The 16,390-nt window shown below is 72.7% G+C and carries 17 protein-coding genes and 1 pseudogene; 9 read left to right on the top strand and 9 right to left on the bottom strand.

The window, feature by feature from the left end; translation table 11 throughout:
- The first annotated feature begins 256 nt into the window (after positions 1-256).
- From ABD352_RS47395 to ABD352_RS47385, 3 genes are all read left to right on the top strand, one after another.
- Positions 257-2,974, top strand: a complete 2,718-nt coding sequence (locus tag ABD352_RS47395; protein ID WP_344619210.1) for a putative bifunctional diguanylate cyclase/phosphodiesterase — start codon at positions 257-259, stop codon at positions 2,972-2,974.
- Between the two features lie 108 nt (positions 2,975-3,082).
- The gene (locus tag ABD352_RS47390; protein ID WP_344619209.1) at positions 3,083-4,417 is read left to right on the top strand and encodes a type III PLP-dependent enzyme; all 1,335 of its coding nucleotides are present in this window, start codon (positions 3,083-3,085) and stop codon (positions 4,415-4,417) included.
- Positions 4,417-5,703 (top strand): hypothetical protein, encoded by a 1,287-nt coding sequence (locus ABD352_RS47385; protein WP_344619208.1) that lies wholly within the window; start codon positions 4,417-4,419, stop codon positions 5,701-5,703. Before ABD352_RS47390 ends, ABD352_RS47385 begins: the two co-directional genes overlap by 1 nt.
- A 455-nt stretch (positions 5,704-6,158) precedes the next feature.
- Here the strand turns inward: ABD352_RS47385 and ABD352_RS47380 are convergent, their stop codons facing one another.
- From ABD352_RS47380 to ABD352_RS47370, 3 genes are all read right to left on the bottom strand, one after another.
- The gene (locus tag ABD352_RS47380; protein ID WP_344619207.1) at positions 6,159-6,518 is read right to left on the bottom strand and encodes a histone-like nucleoid-structuring protein Lsr2; all 360 of its coding nucleotides are present in this window, start codon (positions 6,516-6,518) and stop codon (positions 6,159-6,161) included.
- Positions 6,519-6,714: 196 nt separating this feature from the next.
- Positions 6,715-7,644 (bottom strand): acyl-ACP desaturase, encoded by a 930-nt coding sequence (locus ABD352_RS47375; RefSeq protein ID WP_344619206.1) that lies wholly within the window; start codon positions 7,642-7,644, stop codon positions 6,715-6,717.
- On the bottom strand, positions 7,641-8,360 hold the full coding sequence (locus tag ABD352_RS47370) for a lysophospholipid acyltransferase family protein (RefSeq protein ID WP_344619205.1): 720 nt from the start codon (positions 8,358-8,360) through the stop codon (positions 7,641-7,643). The genes ABD352_RS47375 and ABD352_RS47370 overlap by 4 nt, the downstream gene beginning before the upstream one ends.
- A 164-nt stretch (positions 8,361-8,524) precedes the next feature.
- On the opposite strand from ABD352_RS47370, the gene ABD352_RS47365 reads away from it, so the two are divergent.
- The 3 genes from ABD352_RS47365 to ABD352_RS47355 all read left to right on the top strand — a co-directional run bounded on the left by ABD352_RS47365 (position 8,525) and on the right by ABD352_RS47355 (position 10,707).
- Positions 8,525-9,604 carry an AI-2E family transporter gene (locus ABD352_RS47365; protein ID WP_344619335.1) on the top strand — a complete coding sequence of 360 codons (1,080 nt, stop codon included), beginning with the start codon at positions 8,525-8,527 and terminating at the stop codon, positions 9,602-9,604.
- A 129-nt stretch (positions 9,605-9,733) separates the two neighbouring features.
- On the top strand, positions 9,734-10,072 hold the full coding sequence (locus ABD352_RS47360) for a hypothetical protein (RefSeq protein WP_344619204.1): 339 nt from the start codon (positions 9,734-9,736) through the stop codon (positions 10,070-10,072).
- Entirely contained in the window at positions 10,069-10,707 is a 639-nt protein-coding gene (locus ABD352_RS47355; RefSeq protein WP_344619203.1) for a nucleotidyl transferase AbiEii/AbiGii toxin family protein, read from the top strand. Before ABD352_RS47360 ends, ABD352_RS47355 begins: the two co-directional genes overlap by 4 nt.
- Positions 10,708-11,110: 403 nt before the next feature.
- Here ABD352_RS47355 and ABD352_RS47350 read toward each other — a convergent pair whose 3' ends face one another.
- The 4 genes from ABD352_RS47350 to ABD352_RS47335 form a co-directional block, all read right to left on the bottom strand.
- Positions 11,111-11,314 (bottom strand): hypothetical protein, encoded by a 204-nt coding sequence (locus ABD352_RS47350; RefSeq protein ID WP_344619202.1) that lies wholly within the window; start codon positions 11,312-11,314, stop codon positions 11,111-11,113.
- Positions 11,315-11,415: 101 nt separating this feature from the next.
- Complete coding sequence (locus tag ABD352_RS47345; RefSeq protein ID WP_344619201.1) at positions 11,416-12,648, bottom strand: ATP-grasp domain-containing protein; 1,233 nt, start codon at positions 12,646-12,648, stop codon at positions 11,416-11,418.
- On the bottom strand, positions 12,641-13,234 hold the full coding sequence (locus ABD352_RS47340) for an alpha/beta hydrolase (RefSeq protein WP_344619200.1): 594 nt from the start codon (positions 13,232-13,234) through the stop codon (positions 12,641-12,643). The genes ABD352_RS47345 and ABD352_RS47340 overlap by 8 nt, the downstream gene beginning before the upstream one ends.
- Positions 13,235-13,477 carry a PspC domain-containing protein gene (locus ABD352_RS47335; protein ID WP_344619199.1) on the bottom strand — a complete coding sequence of 81 codons (243 nt, stop codon included), beginning with the start codon at positions 13,475-13,477 and terminating at the stop codon, positions 13,235-13,237. It lies immediately after the preceding gene.
- A 118-nt stretch (positions 13,478-13,595) separates the two neighbouring features.
- Between ABD352_RS47335 and ABD352_RS47330 the strand changes: the two genes are divergently transcribed.
- On the top strand, positions 13,596-14,126 hold the full coding sequence (locus ABD352_RS47330; RefSeq protein WP_344619198.1) for a YflT domain-containing protein: 531 nt from the start codon (positions 13,596-13,598) through the stop codon (positions 14,124-14,126).
- 5 nt (positions 14,127-14,131) lie between these two features.
- Here ABD352_RS47330 and ABD352_RS47325 read toward each other — a convergent pair whose 3' ends face one another.
- Positions 14,132-14,557: a MarR family winged helix-turn-helix transcriptional regulator gene (locus ABD352_RS47325; RefSeq protein WP_344619197.1), complete on the bottom strand. Its 426-nt coding sequence runs from the start codon at positions 14,555-14,557 to the stop codon at positions 14,132-14,134.
- Between the two features lie 66 nt (positions 14,558-14,623).
- Here ABD352_RS47325 and ABD352_RS47320 point away from each other — a divergent pair, with 66 nt between their 5' ends.
- Both ABD352_RS47320 and ABD352_RS47315 read left to right on the top strand, forming a co-directional pair.
- Positions 14,624-15,487, top strand: a complete 864-nt coding sequence (locus tag ABD352_RS47320; protein ID WP_344619196.1) for an NAD-dependent epimerase/dehydratase family protein — start codon at positions 14,624-14,626, stop codon at positions 15,485-15,487.
- Positions 15,488-15,508: 21 nt separating this feature from the next.
- A complete protein-coding gene (locus ABD352_RS47315; RefSeq protein WP_344619195.1) occupies positions 15,509-15,865 on the top strand; it encodes a hypothetical protein in 357 nt (118 codons plus the stop codon).
- Between the two features lie 160 nt (positions 15,866-16,025).
- Here ABD352_RS47315 and ABD352_RS47310 read toward each other — a convergent pair.
- A pseudogene (locus tag ABD352_RS47310) lies at positions 16,026-16,390 on the bottom strand (hypothetical protein); the annotation flags it as partial.

Below are 16,390 nucleotides of genomic sequence, written 5' to 3'. Positions count from 1 at the left end.
GATCTACCCGAAAAATCCCGATGCCCGGCGGCATCAGGATTTTTCGGACTTATCGCCTGACGCCGGATAAGTCCGATAAGTCGTGGCGCGGAGCGCCCGACTTATCGGTTTCAGGGCTTTCATCCCGTTGGCCGTCCGGCCCGTGATCCACCATGCCGGTTGCAGGCTCGGGAGCGGATCGGTTGCCTGCCGCAGCGCGGGCTCAGTTCGACCGGCCCCCGCCCGATCAGGGCGTCACGCGACGAGAGGGGGCACGATGGCGGGCAGGCTGCTCAGGGCCGCCGCGCCCACGCGCGGGTACGCCGTGCTGTGCGCCGCCGTCGCCGCGGTCACGGCCGGGCTGTGCGTCGTGTTCGTCTCCGGGGCCGGCGGGCCGCTCGTGTCGCAGAACGTGTCCAACGTCGCGCTTTTCGTGGCCGCCTGGGCGGCCGCCTGCAGCTGCTTCGCCAAGGCGCTGCGCGAGCGCGGCGGCCGGGTGCGGTGGGCGTGGGCGCTCACCGGGCTGGGGGCCTTCTCGTGGGGCGTCGGGCAGGTGTTCTGCATCTGGTACGAGACCGTGCTGGACCGGGAGGTGCCGTTCCCGTCCCTGGCCGACGCCGGGTACTTCTGGATGATGCCGTTCACCGCGGCCGGGCTGCTGCTGCTCCCGCTGAGCCGCCAGACGGTCGCGCAGCAGGTGCGCAGCATCCTCGACGGGCTCATGATCGCGGCGTCGCTGCTGCTCATCACGTGGGTGCTCATCCTCGGGCCGCTGGTGCGGCAGGGGGCCGACAGCTCGCTCGGGCTGCTGGTCACGCTGTGGTACCCGGGCGGGGACGTCGTGGTGCTCACCGTGGTGCTGTTCATGGTGGCCCGGCTGCGGCGCGGCGGGCGGCGGCCGATGTCGCTGCCGCTGGTCGGGGCCGGGCTGGCCGCGTTCACCGTGTCCGACTCCGGCTACGCCTACCTGACGCTGCTGGACTCCTACGGCTCGGGCAACGTGCTCGACCTGGGCTGGTTCACCGGGTTCGCGCTGATCCTGCTCGCCGCGCGGCGGCCCGAGACCTCGCACGCCGAGGAGGACGCGCACGCGCTCACCCGGCCGCTCGGGGTCATGCTGCCGTACCTCGCCGTGCTCGCCGCCCTCGTCACCAGCACGCTCGAGGTCCTGCGTCACGGCATGCACGAACCGCTCGTGTCCTGGTCGCGCTCGTCGATCATCCTGCTCATCGTCGGGCGGCAGCTGCTCACGCTGCTGGAGAATCGGTCGCTGACCCGCGACCTGGAGGCCCGCGTGGAGGGCCGCACCGCCGAGCTGCGCGCCTCCGAGCAGCGCTTCCAGGCGCTGGTCCAGCACAGCTCCGACGTCGTGACGGTGATCGACGCGGCGGGCTTCGTGACGTACCAGAGCGAGTCCGTCCAAAGGGTCTTCGGCCACGACCCGATCCGCTTCGCGGGCATCCGTCTCACCGACCACATGCTCCCCGAGTCCGCGCCCGTGCTGATCGCGGCGGTCGAGACGATCTCCGGCACCGCGTACGCCACCCGGGTCGTCGAGGTGCCGATGCTGCACGCCGACGGGCACCGCTGCCTGGCCGAGGTCACCCTGACCAACCTCCTCGAGGACGCCAGCGTGCGCGGCATCGTGCTCAACTCCCGCGACATCTCCGAGCGCAAGGAGCTCGAGGACCAGCTCGTCCACGAGGCGTTCCACGACGCGCTGACCAAGCTCGCCAACCGGGCGCTGTTCAAGGACCGGCTGGAGGTGGCGCTGCGCCGCCGCGACGAGGTGGCGATCCTGTTCCTGGACCTCGACGGGTTCAAGGAGGTCAACGACAGCCTCGGCCACGCCGCCGGCGACCACCTGCTCATCCAGGTCGCCGACCGGCTCGGCGCGGCCGTGCGCGACGGCGACACGGTGGCCCGCTTCGGCGGCGACGAGTTCGCGGTGCTCATCGACAGCGTCGCCGGGCCGCACGACGCCGACGAGCTGGCCACCCGCATCATCGCCGCGCTCGACGAGCACTTCGTGCTCGAGAACCAGGAGATCCACGTGCAGGGCAGCGTCGGCATCGCCCTGACCGGGCCCGACGCCCGCGACGCCGACCAGCTGATGCGCAACGCGGACCTGGCGATGTACCGCGCGAAGTCCGCCGGCTCGGGGCAGTTCGCCCGCTACGACCCGCAGATGCACTCCGGCCTGGTCGAGCGCCTGCAGCTGGCCGCGGACCTGCGCCGGGCCCTGGACGGCGGCGGCGAGCTGGAGATGTACTACCAGCCGACCGTCGAGCTGCGCAGCGGCGACATCGTCGGCTTCGAGGCCCTCGTGCGGTGGAACCACCCGGCCCGCGGCATGATCAGCCCGGCCGACTTCATCCCCCTCGCCGAGTCGACCGGCCTCATCCGGCCGCTGGGCCAGTGGGTCCTCGCCGAGTCGTGCCGGCAGGCGGTCGAGTGGGGCATGGGCGCGTCCGAGCGGCCGCTGACCATGGCGGTGAACGTCTCCGGCCGCCAGTTCGACCAGCCGGACCTGCCGGCGGTCGTCGCCTCCGTGCTGGCCACGACCGGGCTGCCGGCCGAGCGGCTGTGCCTGGAGATGACCGAGAGCGTGCTCATGACCGACACCGAGGAGAACCTCGCCGTGCTGGTCAGCCTCAAGGGCATCGGCGTGAAGCTGGCCATCGACGACTTCGGCACCGGGTACTCGTCGCTGGCCTACCTGCGCCGCTTCCCGGTCGACACGCTCAAGATCGACCGCTCGTTCGTGGAGCGGCTCAGCGGCGCGGCCCCGGACGCGGCCCTCGCGCGCACGATCGTGCAGCTGGGGCAGAGCCTCGGGATGGGCACCGTGGCCGAGGGCATCGAGCAGTACGCCCAGTTCCTGGCCCTGCGCCGGATGGGCTGCGACCTGGCCCAGGGCTACTACTTCGCCAAGCCGCTGCCGGCCGCCGAGGCGGGCCTGCTGCTGCGCGACCCCGCCGCACTGGCCGCCTGAACGCTCCGGCCGCCCGAACCAGCTGGCAACCGCGCGCGACCCGGGTCCGCTCCCGGCCCCCTCCAGCCTGGACGGGACCGAGCAACGCGCAGTTAGGAGACCGCTTCGATGACGGCCGCCCTCGCCGACCAGGCCCGCCTCGACCTGCCCGCGCACTGGCCCGCCGCCCTCGGCCCGCGGGCCCTGGCAGGCCTCGACGCGACGACGCCGTTCCTGGCCGTGGACCTCGCGACGGTCGCCGAGCGCTACACCGCCTTCACCGCCGCCATCCCCGGCGTGTCGACGTTCTACGCGATGAAGTGCAACTCCGCCGACGCCGTCCTGGGCACCCTCGCGGCGCTGGGCTCCGGCTTCGAGGTCGCCTCCGCCGGCGAGCTGCGCATGCTGCGGGAGCTCGGCGTCGAGGCGTCCGAGGTCCTGTACAGCAACCCGATCAAGCCGCCCGCGGCGATCGCCGAGGCCCGCCGGGCCGGCCTGTGGCGCTTCAGCTTCGACTCCGAGGGCGAACTGCACAAGCTCGCCCAGTACGCCCCGGGCGCCGCCGTCTACATCCGGCTGCGGGTCGACGACTCGACCAGCCTGTTCCCGCTGTCGCGCAAGTTCGGCGCCGAGGCCCACGAGGCCCGGGCGCTGCTGCTGCTGGCCCGCGAGCTCGGCCTGCGCCCCTACGGCGTCACCTTCCACGTCGGCTCGCAGTGCGCCACCACCAGCGCCTGGCGCCAGGCCATCGCCGCCGCCGGCCGGCTCATGACGGCCCTGGCCGAGGACGGCGTCCAGTTGGAGATGCTCGACCTCGGCGGCGGCTTTCCGGCACGGTACGTCGAACGGGTCCCCTCCCTGGACCAGATCGCCGCCACCGTCAACGCGGCGCTGGCGGAGCTGCTGCCGTACCGTCCGGCGCTGCTGGCGGCCGAGCCGGGCCGGCACCTCGTCGCCGAGAGTGCCGTCATGGTCACCACCGTGCTGGGCCGGGAGGTGCGGGCCGGCGAGAACTGGCTGTACGTCGACGTCGGCGCCTACAACGGCATGATGGAGACCCAGCAGACCGTGCAGCAGTGGCGGTTCCCGCTGTGGACCTCGCGCACCGACCACGCCCTGGTGCCGCACCTGCCGTTCACCGTCACCGGCCCGTCCTGCGACAGCTCCGACACCATGTTCTACGGCGTCAACCTGCCCGCCACCATCGAGGTCGGCGACCGCCTGTACATCGGCTCCGCCGGCGCGTACACGCTGAGCTACGCCTCGCATTTCAACGGCTTCGCCCCGCCCGAGCCGGTCTTCGTCGGCGGCCCCATCGGCGCCGGCGTGCCCGCCCCGGCCGTCCCGGCGTCGCTCGTGCCCGCCCCGGCCGTCCCGGCGTCGCTGACCGGCGCCGGCGTGCCCGCTCCGGGCGTGCCCGCCCAGTTGCCGGCTTCGCTGACCCGCGTGGCGGGCCGCTCCTGATGGCCGCGACCGATGCGGCCGCGCCGCACCGGTCGCGCCACCGCACCGCGCTGGCCGGCGGCCGCCGACGCACCGGCGACAAGCGCGAGCTGCTGGTGGCCGGCCAGGAGGACTCGTTCGGCCTGGCGCTGGGCTGGACGCTGTTCAACCTCGTCGCCACCCAGCGCGGCGGCCTGGCCATGGCCGCCCTGTTCAACGCGGCCATGCTCCTCGGCGTCGTGCTCTCCGCGCCGGTCACCGGCTGGCTGGCGCGGCACCTGCACGGGCGGACCCTGCTGTACCTGGCCGGCGCCACCGAGGCCACGCTGCGGGTCGCGACCCTGGCCGCCCTGCTGGCCGGAATCGACGGCCGGCTCGTCGCCGCCGGCGTCACCGTCATGCACGTCGCCGCGTACGCCGGCTTCGCCGCGATGCGCGCCGAGGTCGCCGCCGTCGACGCCCGCCCCCGCGCCATGACCCGCTACGCCCTGTCGATCGCCGCCGTCGAGGCCGCCGGGGCGAGCGTCGCCGCGCTGCTGCCCCTGCACCGCGCCGCCCTCGCCGCCGTCTTCGTCGTCTACGGCCTGAGCCTGCTGCCGACGATCCTCGCCGCGCGCCGCTCCCGGGTGCTGTCCTCCCCGCGCAACGCGCCCCGGGCCCTGCCAGTCGACCGCCGCGACGGCGTCGAGCGGCCGACCCGGGTCGAACGGCGCCGGGCGGAGGCGGCGGCGAGGGCGGCCACCGCGGTACGCCTCCCCTTCGCCGTCCTCGCCGCGGGCGGCGGCGTCATGCTCCTGGCCGCCGGCCCGACCCTGCTGTCCGTCGCCCTGGCCACCGAGCTGCACGGCCGGCACGCGGTGGCGGGCGCGGCCGCCGCGTTCAGCGCCGGCTGCCTGCTCTCGTCGTGGGCGGTCGACCGCGCCGGCCGGCTGCGGCTGCCGGCCGCGGTGCTGTGGCCGCTGTGGGGCGTCGGGATGCTCCTCGGCTGGCTGCTCGCGCCGGCCCACGTCGCCGGGTTGTTCCTCGCCCAGTTCCTGTCGGGGCTGAGCATGACGGCGTTTGAGGGCGGGATGGACGCCCGGCTGGCCCAGCGGGCCCGGCCCGGGACCGTCACCACCGTCCTGGCCTGGAGCGCCTCGACGCGGGCCCTCGGCAGTGCCGTCGCGGTCCGCACGCTGCCGGCGCTGGTCGCCGCGCCCGCCGTGGGGACGGTGGCGGGCACCGCCGCGGCGGCGCTGGCGCTGGTCTCGCTGGGCGCGATGGTCCGGACCCGGCTGCGCTCCGGCCGCTCCGAACTCCCGGCCTGACTCCCGGCCTGACCGGACCCGCCGGGCACGATGGCCGGCATCGCGGCGGCCGCACCGGCGTTGGTCACGCCGGCCGCTCCGAACTCCTGGCCCGACCGGCGCCGGCCGGTGACTTCAGCCGCGGCGCCTTCACGGCCGCTGTGTCCGCTCACGGCGGCGATGGGCGGCGGGCCGGCGAAAGCGCGGCCGTCACGAATGCCGGGCGGCGGCGAATCGGGTGTAAGCCTCGAACGCGATAAGTCGGGCGCTCCGCGCTGCGACTTATCAGATTTATACCCTGGCAGGGTAAATGTCCGAAAAGTCGTGGCACGCAGTGCCCGACTTTTCGGGTAACGCCGGATTCGCCGTGGGCGCCGCTCCCCGCGACCGGCGCCATAGCCATCCTGTGTTTCGCATCACGCGCACGCATTCGTCTTTCCGATTGGGGGCGCCCTGTTGGCGGGCGCCCCCGCGTTTCAGCTTCCCGCCTCGGCGTGGAACCGTTCGACGATGTCGGCGCGGATCCGGCCGCGGTCGGACACCTCGAGCCCCTTGCTCTGCGCCCACTCGCGGATCGCCCTGTTCTGCTCCCGCTCCGCCCGGGCCGACAGAACCGGCCGCGGCCGGCCGCCGCGTGACGGCGGGGCCGCGACCGGGGTCCGGCCGAGCTTCGTGGCCGCCGCGACGAACGGCGCGAGGACATCGCGCAGGTCGGCGGCGTTCTTCGCGGAAAGGTCGATGGTGTACTGCACGCCGTCGAGGCCGAAGCTGAGGGACTCGTCGGCGAGCCCGCCGTCGAGGTCGTCGATCAGCTCATGGATGACGCGTCTGGCCATGGCGATGCTGCCTTCCGATACGGGGAGTGAAATCCCGAGCCGCGACGCGGCCCGCAAGACACGTCGAAAACGGTCAGACGGGCAGTGACGGGCACGGAACGGTCGTCGCAGCCTACTGCAACGCTCACGGAAGGCAACCGGGCCCCCGACCCTTGGCGGGTCGCGGGCTCCGGGACGTACGAGTGGTGCGGGGTTGTCAGGCCAGGGCGCGGGCCCGCTGGGCGTCGCGGCGCTCGACGAACCGCGACGCCTGGGTGTCCAGGTCGCTCATGAACGCGGCCAGCTCGTCGCGGGCGGCGTCGCCGTCACCGCTCAGTTCCCGGTCGAACGCGCGCACCTGCCGCAGCACGGGCACGAGCACGTCGTCGTGGTGCAGCCGCAGGTCGTAGATGCCGGCCTTGGCGATCTGCACCGACTTGCGGCCGAAGCCCTCGATGGAGTGCCCGGGCATCTGGAAGCTGGTCGCGACCTTGGTCACGGCCCGCATCACGGTGTTCGGGGCGAGGTCGAACGCGGCGCCGAGCAGGTTCCGGTAGAAGATCATGTGCAGGTTCTCGTCGGCCGCGACGCGGGCCAGGAGCTGCTCGCACAGCGCGTCGCCGGACATCGTGCCGGTGTTGCGGTGCGACACCCGGGTGGCCAGCTCCTGGAACGACACGTACGCGATGGACTCGATGAGCCCCTCGTAGCTGTTGCGGAAGCCGCTCTCCATGTGCGCCATCCGGGCCCGTTCCAGGGCCACGGGGTCCACGGCGCGGCTGGCGAGCAGGTAGTCGCGGATGGCGATGCCGTGCCGGCCCTCCTCGGCCGTCCACCGGTGCACCCACGTGCCCCACGCGCCGTCCCGGCCGAACACGGTGGCGATCTCGTGGTGGTAGCTGGGCAGGTTGTCCTCGGTGAGCAGGTTCACCACCAGCGACACCCGGGCCACTTCGGACAGCTTCGACTGGCCGGGCTCCCACGCGGTGCCGCCGAGAACGCCGTCGAAGTCGCGCCCCTCGCTCCACGGCACGTACTCGTGCGGGAACCACTCCCTGGCCGTGGCCAGATGGCGGTTGAGGTTCTCCTCCACAACGGGTTCGAGCTCGCGCAGCAGCACGAGCAGGTCCGTCGGCTCCTTGGTCACTTGGCCTCCACTACTTCGGGAGCCGGCGCGGTACCGCCCAGGTGGGCCGGCAGCCACCAGGTGTCCTCGGGCCCCGCCGGCGCCTGCGGATACTCCCGCTGGGCCCGGTCCAACAGGGCCGTCATGCGGGTGCGCAACTCTACGCTGACCGCATCTTGATTGTCGCGGCGCTGTGGCCGCAACGGCTCGCCCATGAGGATGGTGATCGCCACACCTCGCTGGGTGAGGTCCTTCGGCCGGCCCTTCGTCCAGAACCGCTGGGTGCCCCACAGCACCATCGGCACGAGCGGCACCCCGGTCGCCGCGGCCATCCGGGCGGCGCCGCTCTTGAGCTCCTTGACCGTGAACGACGGGCTGATCGTCGCCTCCGGGAACACGCCGACGACCTCGCCGCCCTTGAGCGCGGTGAGGGCCGCCTTGTAGGAGGCCATGCCGGCGTCGCGGTCGACGGGGATGTGGTGCATGCCGCGCATGAGCGGCCCGCCGATACGGTGGCGGAAGATCTCCTCCTTGGCCATGAACCGGACCAGGCGTTTGGAGGGGCGGGCGCCGAGGCCGCAGAAGATGAAGTCGAGGTACGAGATGTGGTTGCAGGCGATGACGGCACCCCCGTCGGCCGGCACGTGTTCCTCTCCCTCGATCGTGATCTTCATGTCGAGGAGCCGGAACATGGTCCTCGCGAACGCGATGACCGGCGGGTAGACGAGATCTGCCATATCCATACGCTAGCCGCCCGCCATGGAGCGCACCCGGTACCCTGCCTCAAGACCATCTGCTTCCCAGGGAGTTCACAGTGCAGGACGAGGTGCAGCGGGCCCCCTCGCCCCAGGTCGAGCCGCCACGGGACGAGCCACCACCTGTCGAATCGCCCCCGGTCGAGATCGAGGTCGACGTGGTGGTCGTGGAGACGCCGCCGCGGTTCGGCCGGCCCGGACCGCCGATGCGCCGCTCGCCGCTGATCATCGGGTTCACCGCCGGCCTCGGGCTGCTGCTGGCGTACAGCGCCTACCTGGCGGTGCAGAATGTCCACTCGATCCTGATCCTCATCTTCATCGCGATGTTCCTCGCGATCGGCCTGAACCCCGCCGTGGTACGGCTGACCAAGTGGGGCGTGCCCCGCGGGCTGTCCGTCGCCGTGGTCGGCATCGGGGCCATGCTGCTGCTGTGCGGCGGCGTCGTGGCCCTCATCCCGCCGCTGGTGCAGCAGAGCAACGAGCTCGTCGACAACCTGCCGACGTACATCGACAACCTGCGCCGCAACGACCAGCTCAACGGCCTCAACGAGCAGTACCAGCTGCTGGACCAGCTCAAGAACGTCGCCACCCCGGGCAACGTGACGAAGGCCCTCGGTGGCGTGTGGGGCGGCGTGCAGGTCGCCTTCTCGGCGCTGTTCAACATCCTGACCGTGATCATCCTGACCGTGTACTTCATGGCCGCGTTCGACCGGCTGAAGGACGGCGGCTACCGGCTCGTCCCGGCCAGCCGCCGCGAGCGCGTCCGGCTGCTCGGCGACGAGATCCTGACGAAGGTCGGCGCCTACCTCGGCGGCGCCCTCGCCATCGCCGTGGTCGCGGGCCTGTCGTCGTTCGTGTTCCTGCTCATCATCGGCGTCGCCTACCCGTACGCCCTGGCGGTCCTCGTCGCCATCACCGACCTGATCCCGCAGATCGGCGCCACGCTGGGCGCGGTGGTCGTGAGCATCGTCGGGTTCGCCACGTCGATCCCGGCCGGCATCGCCTGCGTGGTGTTCTTCGTCATCTACCAGCAGGTGGAGAACTACGCCATCTACCCGACGGTGATGCGCCGCGCGGTGAAGGTCTCCGACCTGGCCGCGATCCTGTCCGTGCTCGTCGGCGTCGCTCTCATGGGCGTGGTCGGCGCGCTCGTCGCCATCCCGGTGGTGGCGGCCCTCCAGCTGCTCGTCCGCGAGGTCGTCATCCCCCGCCAGGACAGCCGCTGACGTCCCTGCCAGGACAGCTGCTGACGTCCCTGCCAGGACAGCCGCTGGCCCTCCCCCGCCAGGACTGTCGCTGTGGACACCGCGGGCCGTATGGCCCGCGCAATGCGGCGCCCGGGTACACTTCGGGCCATGCAGGACGAGTCGGCACGCGGGCCGTTGGCGTATCTCGCCCGGCCGCACCGGCCCGCCCTGGTCGCGCGGACCCTCGAGGAGCTGCGCGGACCGGTGCGCGGCGTCGTGGAGCTGCCACAGCGGCTCATGTGGAACCCGCAGCGCCGCTTCGACCTCGACAACCACGACCTGCTGCTGTGGATGTACGAGAACGTGCTGCGCGAGGCGATCCGCCACGACGAGCTGCGCCGCTTCCTCAACAAGAAGCTGCTGCTGCAGGTGTGGCCGGAGCTGAACCTGCCGCACGGGGTGCGCCGCGCCTGGGAGGCCCGGCACCCGGCCCTGCGCGCCCGGTGATCTCGTCCTTCTACACCGACGTCGCCCGGGTGGCCCTCACCGTCGCCGAACGGCACGGCTTCGTCCTCGGCGGCGGGTTCGCCTGGCTGATGAACGGCCTCGTCGAGCGGCCCACCGAGGACGTGGACCTGTTCACCGACACCGACGGCGCGGCGGGCCTCGCCGCCGACGCGGTGGTCGCGGCCCTGCGCGAGGCCGGGTACACGGTCCACGAGGAGGAGGCCGACGACCTGCTCGAGCTGTTCGCCGGCTTCGACCAGCGAGAGTTCACGGTCGGTGACGGGGTCCGCACGGTACGCCTGACCCTCTCCCGCCTCGACCGGCGCCACAGCCCCGTCATGATGGACGTCGGCCCCGTCATGCACCTCGAGGACCTCATCGCCACGAAGGTCGCGGCACTGGTCAACCGGCGAGAGGTCCGCGACTACATCGACGTCGCCGCCGCCCTGGACCGCTACCGCGTCGAGGAGCTGCTGGAGCTGGCCCGCCGGCAGGACCCGGCCCTGGAGCACGACGACGTCGTGGCCGCCGGCCGGTACCTCGACCGCCTCGACGACGGCCGCTTCGCCTTCTACGGCCTCGACGCCGAGCGGATCGCCGCGCTGCGCGAACGCCTGCGCGACTGGCCGCGCTAAACCGCCGCGCTGGACGGCGGCCTCAGCGCTAGGCGGCGGCCTCGACGCCGAGCGGATCGCCGCGCTGCGCGAACGCCTCCGCGGCTGTCCGCGCTGGGCGGCAGCCCCGGCCCTCGGCGCTAGGCGGCCGCCTGGACGCCAAACGGATCACCGCGCTGCCCGAACGCCTGCGCGACTGGCCGCTAAACCACCGCGCTGGACGGCGGGGCGGCGTCGGCGCTGGGCGGCAACCTCGGCGCTAGGCAGCCGCCTGGACGCCAAACGGATCACCGCGCTGCCCGAACGCCTGCGCGACTGGCCGCTAAACCGCCGCGCTGGACGGCAGCCTCGGTGGCACACAGCCTCAGCGCTAGGCGGCGGCCTTGGCCATGACGTGCGCGAAGCCGCGCAGCGTCCGATCCACCTACCGCGACGCCGCCGACCCGGTCGACGCCAGGTACGCCGACCCGGTCACCTCCATCCGCTCCCGGCCGTCGCGCCCCAGCACCCGGGTGACGAGGACCCTGCCGACGCCGCCGACCTCCATCACGACCGGGTGGGCTCGGTGCTCACCGAGGTTGCACCGGTGACCCTTGGCGCACCATTCGGGATGGTCGTACGGACGCATGCAAGTACCGCCTTTATTCACGGGATTGACGCCTTCGACCGTACGCAGCGCTACCAGCCGCAACTGCGGACTGTGACGCGCACTACCGCAGCGTCACCGGATCAGGTGACGGAATTCTCGCGCCGCCACAGATCCACCAGCCCGCGGAAGTGCGCCACGAACCGCTCGTGCTCGTGCGCCGGGTACGTCGCCCGCACCGTCGCCACCAGCAGGTCGTCGAAATCCGCCGACCCGACCCACTCGGCCACCATCGCCGGCACGTGACGCAGCGTCGTGTCGCAGAACTCGCGGTACCGGTCGGTGTCGAAGTACTCGTCGGCGAGCGCCCGGTAGCCGCGCAGCTTCGCCGCGTAGTCCAGCGAGGGGTCGTCGCCGACGGCGAAGTACCGCGCGCTGTCCATGTCCAGCCGCGGCCGGCGCCCCGTCGCCACACAGAACGCGCTCCAGCGCAGCAGCGCCGTCATCGCCCACGGGAAGTAGTAGTGCAGGCTGGTCAACGCCACGTCCGGGCACGCGTTCGCGTAGTCGATCGGATACACCACGCCGTCGCGGACCAGGCACTCGCAGGAGTTGAACTCCCACCGGAAGAACGCGTTCACCAGCCGCGAGATCGTCACCACCTCGTCGCCGACGGTGTCGGAGAGGAAGCCGTGCGCGACCTCGTACCGCTCGTGCATCGGCAGCGCCGGCCGGAACTTCATCACCATCGTCTCCGGCCCCACCGACAGCGACCGGGTGAACACGTCGTAGCCCTCCACCGCCTGCTGCAGGTGCATCAGCCGCTCCCCCGACCGGTCGTAGGCGGCGTGCAACTGCTCGCTGTCGGCGATCCGGGACACCCCGACCCACGCCCCGCCGTCGAACGGCTTCATGAACAGCGGGTAGCCGAGCCACTCCGCCACGGCGTCGAGGTCGAACGGCCGGTTGTAGCGCTGCGCGGTGTACGCCCACTTGGCGTGATCGACCGGGTTCTTGAAGGGCACCAGCACCGTCTCGGGCACCTGCAGGCCGAGGCGCATCATCGCGCAGTACGCCGCGTGCTTCTCCATCGACTGGAACGTGAACGGGCTGTTGAGCAGGTACACGTCGTCCATCAGCGCGATCTTCTTCAGCCACTCGCGCGGGTGGTAGTACCAGTACGCGAGCCGGTCGATGACCAGCTCGTGCGCCGGCGAGTCCCGCAATCCGAACGGCTCGATCGTGACGCGCGCTGTACGGAGGGTGTGCTGCTGCCCGCCGTACGATATCGGCCCCAGTCTCGACACGAGCGCCTCGAAGGCGCGGGGCCAGTCCTCCTCGGTCCCGAGCAGGAGCCCGACCAGGTGCTCAGTCATCCGTGACCTCCTGCAATAGGCGGTGCAGGTGCGGGTCGAGCGCGTCACGCCAGGTGGTCATCGCGTGACCGCCGGGCACCTCCAGCAGCGGGGCTCCCAGCCGGTCCGCCATCGCCCGGTTGTTGGCCAGGTTCTCCTCGTCCCGCCCGCACGTCAAGACCACCCGCGCCGCTACCGGCCCCACCCCGGCGACGAACCCGGCGATCCGGGAGAACCACGGGAACCCCGACTCCTGCGGGTCCAGCTCGGCGGTGAAGAAGCTCCCCGACTGCAGGAACAGCCCCGCGAACCGGCCCGGATAGCTGACCTCCGCGTGCAGCAGCGCCAGCCCGCCGAGGCTCGCCCCGAGCCCCACCACCGGCCCGGGCGGCAGCCCCGGCAGCACCGCACCGACGAGCGCCGCCGCGTACGCAGGGTTAGCGGAGTACCACTCGGCGCGCTTGCCGGGCGAGAGCAGCACCACATAATGGCGCGCAAACAGCCGCGTCAGCCCGGCGACCCGCTCGTACTCCGGCCCGTCGTGGGCCACGAGCACCGCCCGCCCCGCGGGCCGCGCCGACGGCGGCACGACCCGCGCCTCGATCACTCACGCACCATAGGTCAGGTGATCGTTCGGCGCAGGGCTCACAGGCGCGGGCGGCGCCTCCGGCATGACCAGCCACAGCACCGGATACGCCAGGACCGCCACGCCGCCGGTGAGCAGGATCGCCAGCAGGAACACGGCCCGGACCATGGTCGGGTCGGTGCCGAGGTACTCCCCGATGCCCCCGAGCACACCGGCCACGTTGCGGTCCTCGCGCGAGCGGAGCAGCCGCTTGATTTCGCTCATGCCGGCAAGGTTGCCCGCCGCAGCTCCCCGGCGACCTCGGGTGACGCCCTGAACCTCCCCTGAGATATTCCCCCGCCGCAGCGGGCGGGACACCCCGTACGCCCCTACCCTGACCGGCATGACGACCCCAACGCCGGACGAGCCCCCGGCGCCCAAGCCCGCACCCGCCACCGGCCCGGCGGCCGAAGCGGCCCTGCCCCGCAGCACCGTCACCGTGGCCCGCTTCGCCGACTACGCCGGCGCCCAGCAGGCCGTCGACTACCTCTCCGACAACGGCTTCCCGGTCGAGCGCACCGCGATCATCGGCACCGACCTGCGCCTGGTCGAGAACGTCCTGGGCCGCCTCACCATCGGCCGCGCCGCCGTCGCCGGCCTGGCCAGCGGCGCCTGGTTCGGCCTGTTCATCGGCATCCTCTTCACGCTGTTCAGCAGCGCCAGCTGGATCGGCATCCTGATCACCACCATCCTGATCGGCGCCCTCTGGGGCGCCGTCTTCGGCGCCATCGCCCACGCCATGACCGGCGGTCGCCGCGACTTCACCTCGCGTAGCTCCCTGCAGGCCGGCGAGTACGCCGTCACCGCCGAGGCCGAGGTCGCCGAGGAGGCCCGCGTCCTCATCACCCGCATGACCTGGCGCAGCGCGCACTGAGCCACTCACGGCACTGGCGGCGCCTGCATCCGGTCGACGATCTTCTGCAGGCTCGCCGCCAGCGCCGCCCGCTCCCCCTCGTCCAGCGTCGCCAGGGCGTGCTCGGCCAGCCGCCGCCGCGCCCGCGCGATCGGCTCCTGCGCCGCCCGGCCCTTCTCGGTGAGGTACAGCCGCACCACCCGCCGGTCGGCCGGGTCGGGCCGCCGCTCGACCAGCCCGTCCTTCTCCATCCGGGTCGCCGTGTTGACGACCGTCGGCGTCGCCACCTGCAGCCGCGCCGCCAGCTCCCCCGGTGACAGTCCGTCGCCGTCCCACAACACCTCGAGCACCAGGTTCTGCCCGATGCGCACCCCGTGCTCGCTCATCGCCTCGTCGGCCGCCGCCCGCAGCAATTTGTGCACGCGCGTCAGCAGCCGGATCACATCGGTCACGCTTGCATGCTAACGATTTCTCCGCTACGTTTTCGCTAGCACGCTATCGACTACGGGGAGTATCCCATGATCCTGGTAACCGGCGGCCTCGGCTTCATCGGCACCCACACCACCCGCGCCCTGCTCGACCGCGGCCATGACACCCTGCCCGCCTCCCGCACCCCGCGCCCGTCCCCGCTGCTGCCCGGCGTGACCGCCGCCGCCCTGGACTGCACCGACCCCGAGTCCCTGTCCGCCCTCGGCCGCACCACGAGGATCGACACCATCGTGCACCTGGCCGCGGCCCCCCTCGGCGGCGCGAGCCCCCTGGCGGAGATGGCGACAAACCTTCAAGCGATTGCCGCGGTACTGCACGCCGCCGCCACCTGGCACGTACAGCGCGTGATCGTCGCGAGCACCATCGGCGTCTACGCCGGCGTGGACGCCGTCCCGTGGCGGGAGGACGCCCCGCTCCCGGTCGCCTCCCCGCACCCGATCCCGGCCGCCAAGAAGGCCGGCGAGGTGCTCGCCCTCGCCAGCGGGCTGCCCGTCGTCATCGCCCGCATCGGCGCCACGTGGGGCCCGCTCGGCCGCCCGACCAGCCTCTTCATCGCCGCCCCCGCGATGGTCCACGCCGCCGCCCGCGGCCTGCCCGTCGAGGCCCCGGCCGGCGGCGCCGACCTGCTGTACGCCCCGGACTGCGGCGCCGCCCTCGCCCACCTGGCCACCGCCCCGGCCCTGGACCACACCGTCTACAACATCGCGAGCGGCCGCCCGACCCCCAACGCTGCCCTCGCCGCCGCCCTGGGTGCGGCCGCCGACGCTCCGACCGACCCCATCCCGCACATGGACGCCGCCCGCCTGCGCGCCTCGGGCTGGGCGCCCGCCTGGACCGTAGAGTCCGCCGCCGCCGATTACATGTCCTGGCTCGCCGCCGGCCACACCCGCTAGGGCATCCTAGGACACTAGGTCATGACCCAGCAGCGCCGCGACGGCGCCCTGCCGCTCCCGGGCGTACCGCCACCGGTCGCCCGGGAATCGCGGAATCCCAACAGGAGCTGGTCGAACGGGTACGTCGACGCCGCCGTGTACACGAGAGCCACCTCCGTGCAACACCTGTCCGTCGAGCACGGCGGCATTCTCGGGTCCTGCGAGGAGCCGGCCCACGACGAACGCGAGCATCGTCAGGCCCGCGTACGCTCCGCTATCAACACCCGGAGGCCCGCGACGACGCCGTGGTGCGCCACCGCCGCCCCCTTCGCCATGCGGTCGATGCTCAACCGCCGCCCTCCGCCACGCCACACCGTCTACAGCATCCTAGGAAACTAGGTGGTCGCACTGATGCCAGAGTGTCGCCGTGGGGAGGTCGCGTGAGTGGCATGGGCTCGCGGCGCGGAGACGGCACGGCGCGGAGACGGCACGGCCCAGGTCCGGACGGGTGAGCGCCGGGCCTGGGCCGAGGGTTGGAACGTGGCGTCGGTACGGAGGGTCAGCGGGCGTGGCGGGGCTCGGTGTCCGTGGCCGGGGCCTCGCCGTCCGCCTCGTGGGCGCCGCCCTGCAGGGCGTGAGCCGGGTTGTGACCGTTGCCGCGCGGGCCGGCCACGTCGTCGGCCTCGTGGGCACCGCCCGCCGGGGCGGGGTCGATGAACGCGGACGACGTGTTCCCGCCGCTCGGGGACAGCCCGCCGTCCGGGGACGAGCCGCCGTTCGGGGACAGGCCACCGTCCGGGGAATCGCCGGCGGGAGCCGACGAGGCCGGCGCGGCGGAGGCCGACGACGGCGCGGCTGAGGTCGGCGCGGCGGAAGCCGCCGCGTGGGGTGCGGTGGCGGCGGGCGCCGCTGCCGGGGTGGCCG

The sequence above is a fragment of the Dactylosporangium salmoneum genome (assembly GCF_039532525.1).
Taxonomy (GTDB): Bacteria; Actinomycetota; Actinomycetes; order Mycobacteriales; family Micromonosporaceae; genus Dactylosporangium; species Dactylosporangium salmoneum.
The sequence above is the reverse complement of the archived record's forward strand: the minus strand, read 5'-3'. Positions and strand labels throughout refer to the sequence as shown.

Bases quoted from the DNA above. Each gene is read 5' to 3' on its own strand.
- ABD352_RS47330 (WP_344619198.1), top strand. From the start codon at position 13,596: ATGACGACCCCAACGCCGGACGAGCCCCCGGCGCCCAAGCCCGCACCC.
- ABD352_RS47395 (WP_344619210.1), top strand. From the start codon at position 257: ATGGCGGGCAGGCTGCTCAGGGCCGCCGCGCCCACGCGCGGGTACGCC.
- ABD352_RS47360 (WP_344619204.1), top strand. From the start codon at position 9,734: ATGCAGGACGAGTCGGCACGCGGGCCGTTGGCGTATCTCGCCCGGCCG.
- ABD352_RS47380 (WP_344619207.1), bottom strand. From the start codon at position 6,518: ATGGCCAGACGCGTCATCCATGAGCTGATCGACGACCTCGACGGCGGG.
- ABD352_RS47335 (WP_344619199.1), bottom strand. From the start codon at position 13,477: ATGAGCGAAATCAAGCGGCTGCTCCGCTCGCGCGAGGACCGCAACGTG.
- ABD352_RS47350 (WP_344619202.1), bottom strand. From the start codon at position 11,314: ATGCGTCCGTACGACCATCCCGAATGGTGCGCCAAGGGTCACCGGTGC.
- ABD352_RS47370 (WP_344619205.1), bottom strand. From the start codon at position 8,360: ATGGCAGATCTCGTCTACCCGCCGGTCATCGCGTTCGCGAGGACCATG.
- ABD352_RS47390 (WP_344619209.1), top strand. From the start codon at position 3,083: ATGACGGCCGCCCTCGCCGACCAGGCCCGCCTCGACCTGCCCGCGCAC.
- ABD352_RS47320 (WP_344619196.1), top strand. From the start codon at position 14,624: ATGATCCTGGTAACCGGCGGCCTCGGCTTCATCGGCACCCACACCACC.
- ABD352_RS47385 (WP_344619208.1), top strand. From the start codon at position 4,417: ATGGCCGCGACCGATGCGGCCGCGCCGCACCGGTCGCGCCACCGCACC.
- ABD352_RS47345 (WP_344619201.1), bottom strand. From the start codon at position 12,648: ATGACTGAGCACCTGGTCGGGCTCCTGCTCGGGACCGAGGAGGACTGG.
- ABD352_RS47315 (WP_344619195.1), top strand. From the start codon at position 15,509: ATGACCCAGCAGCGCCGCGACGGCGCCCTGCCGCTCCCGGGCGTACCG.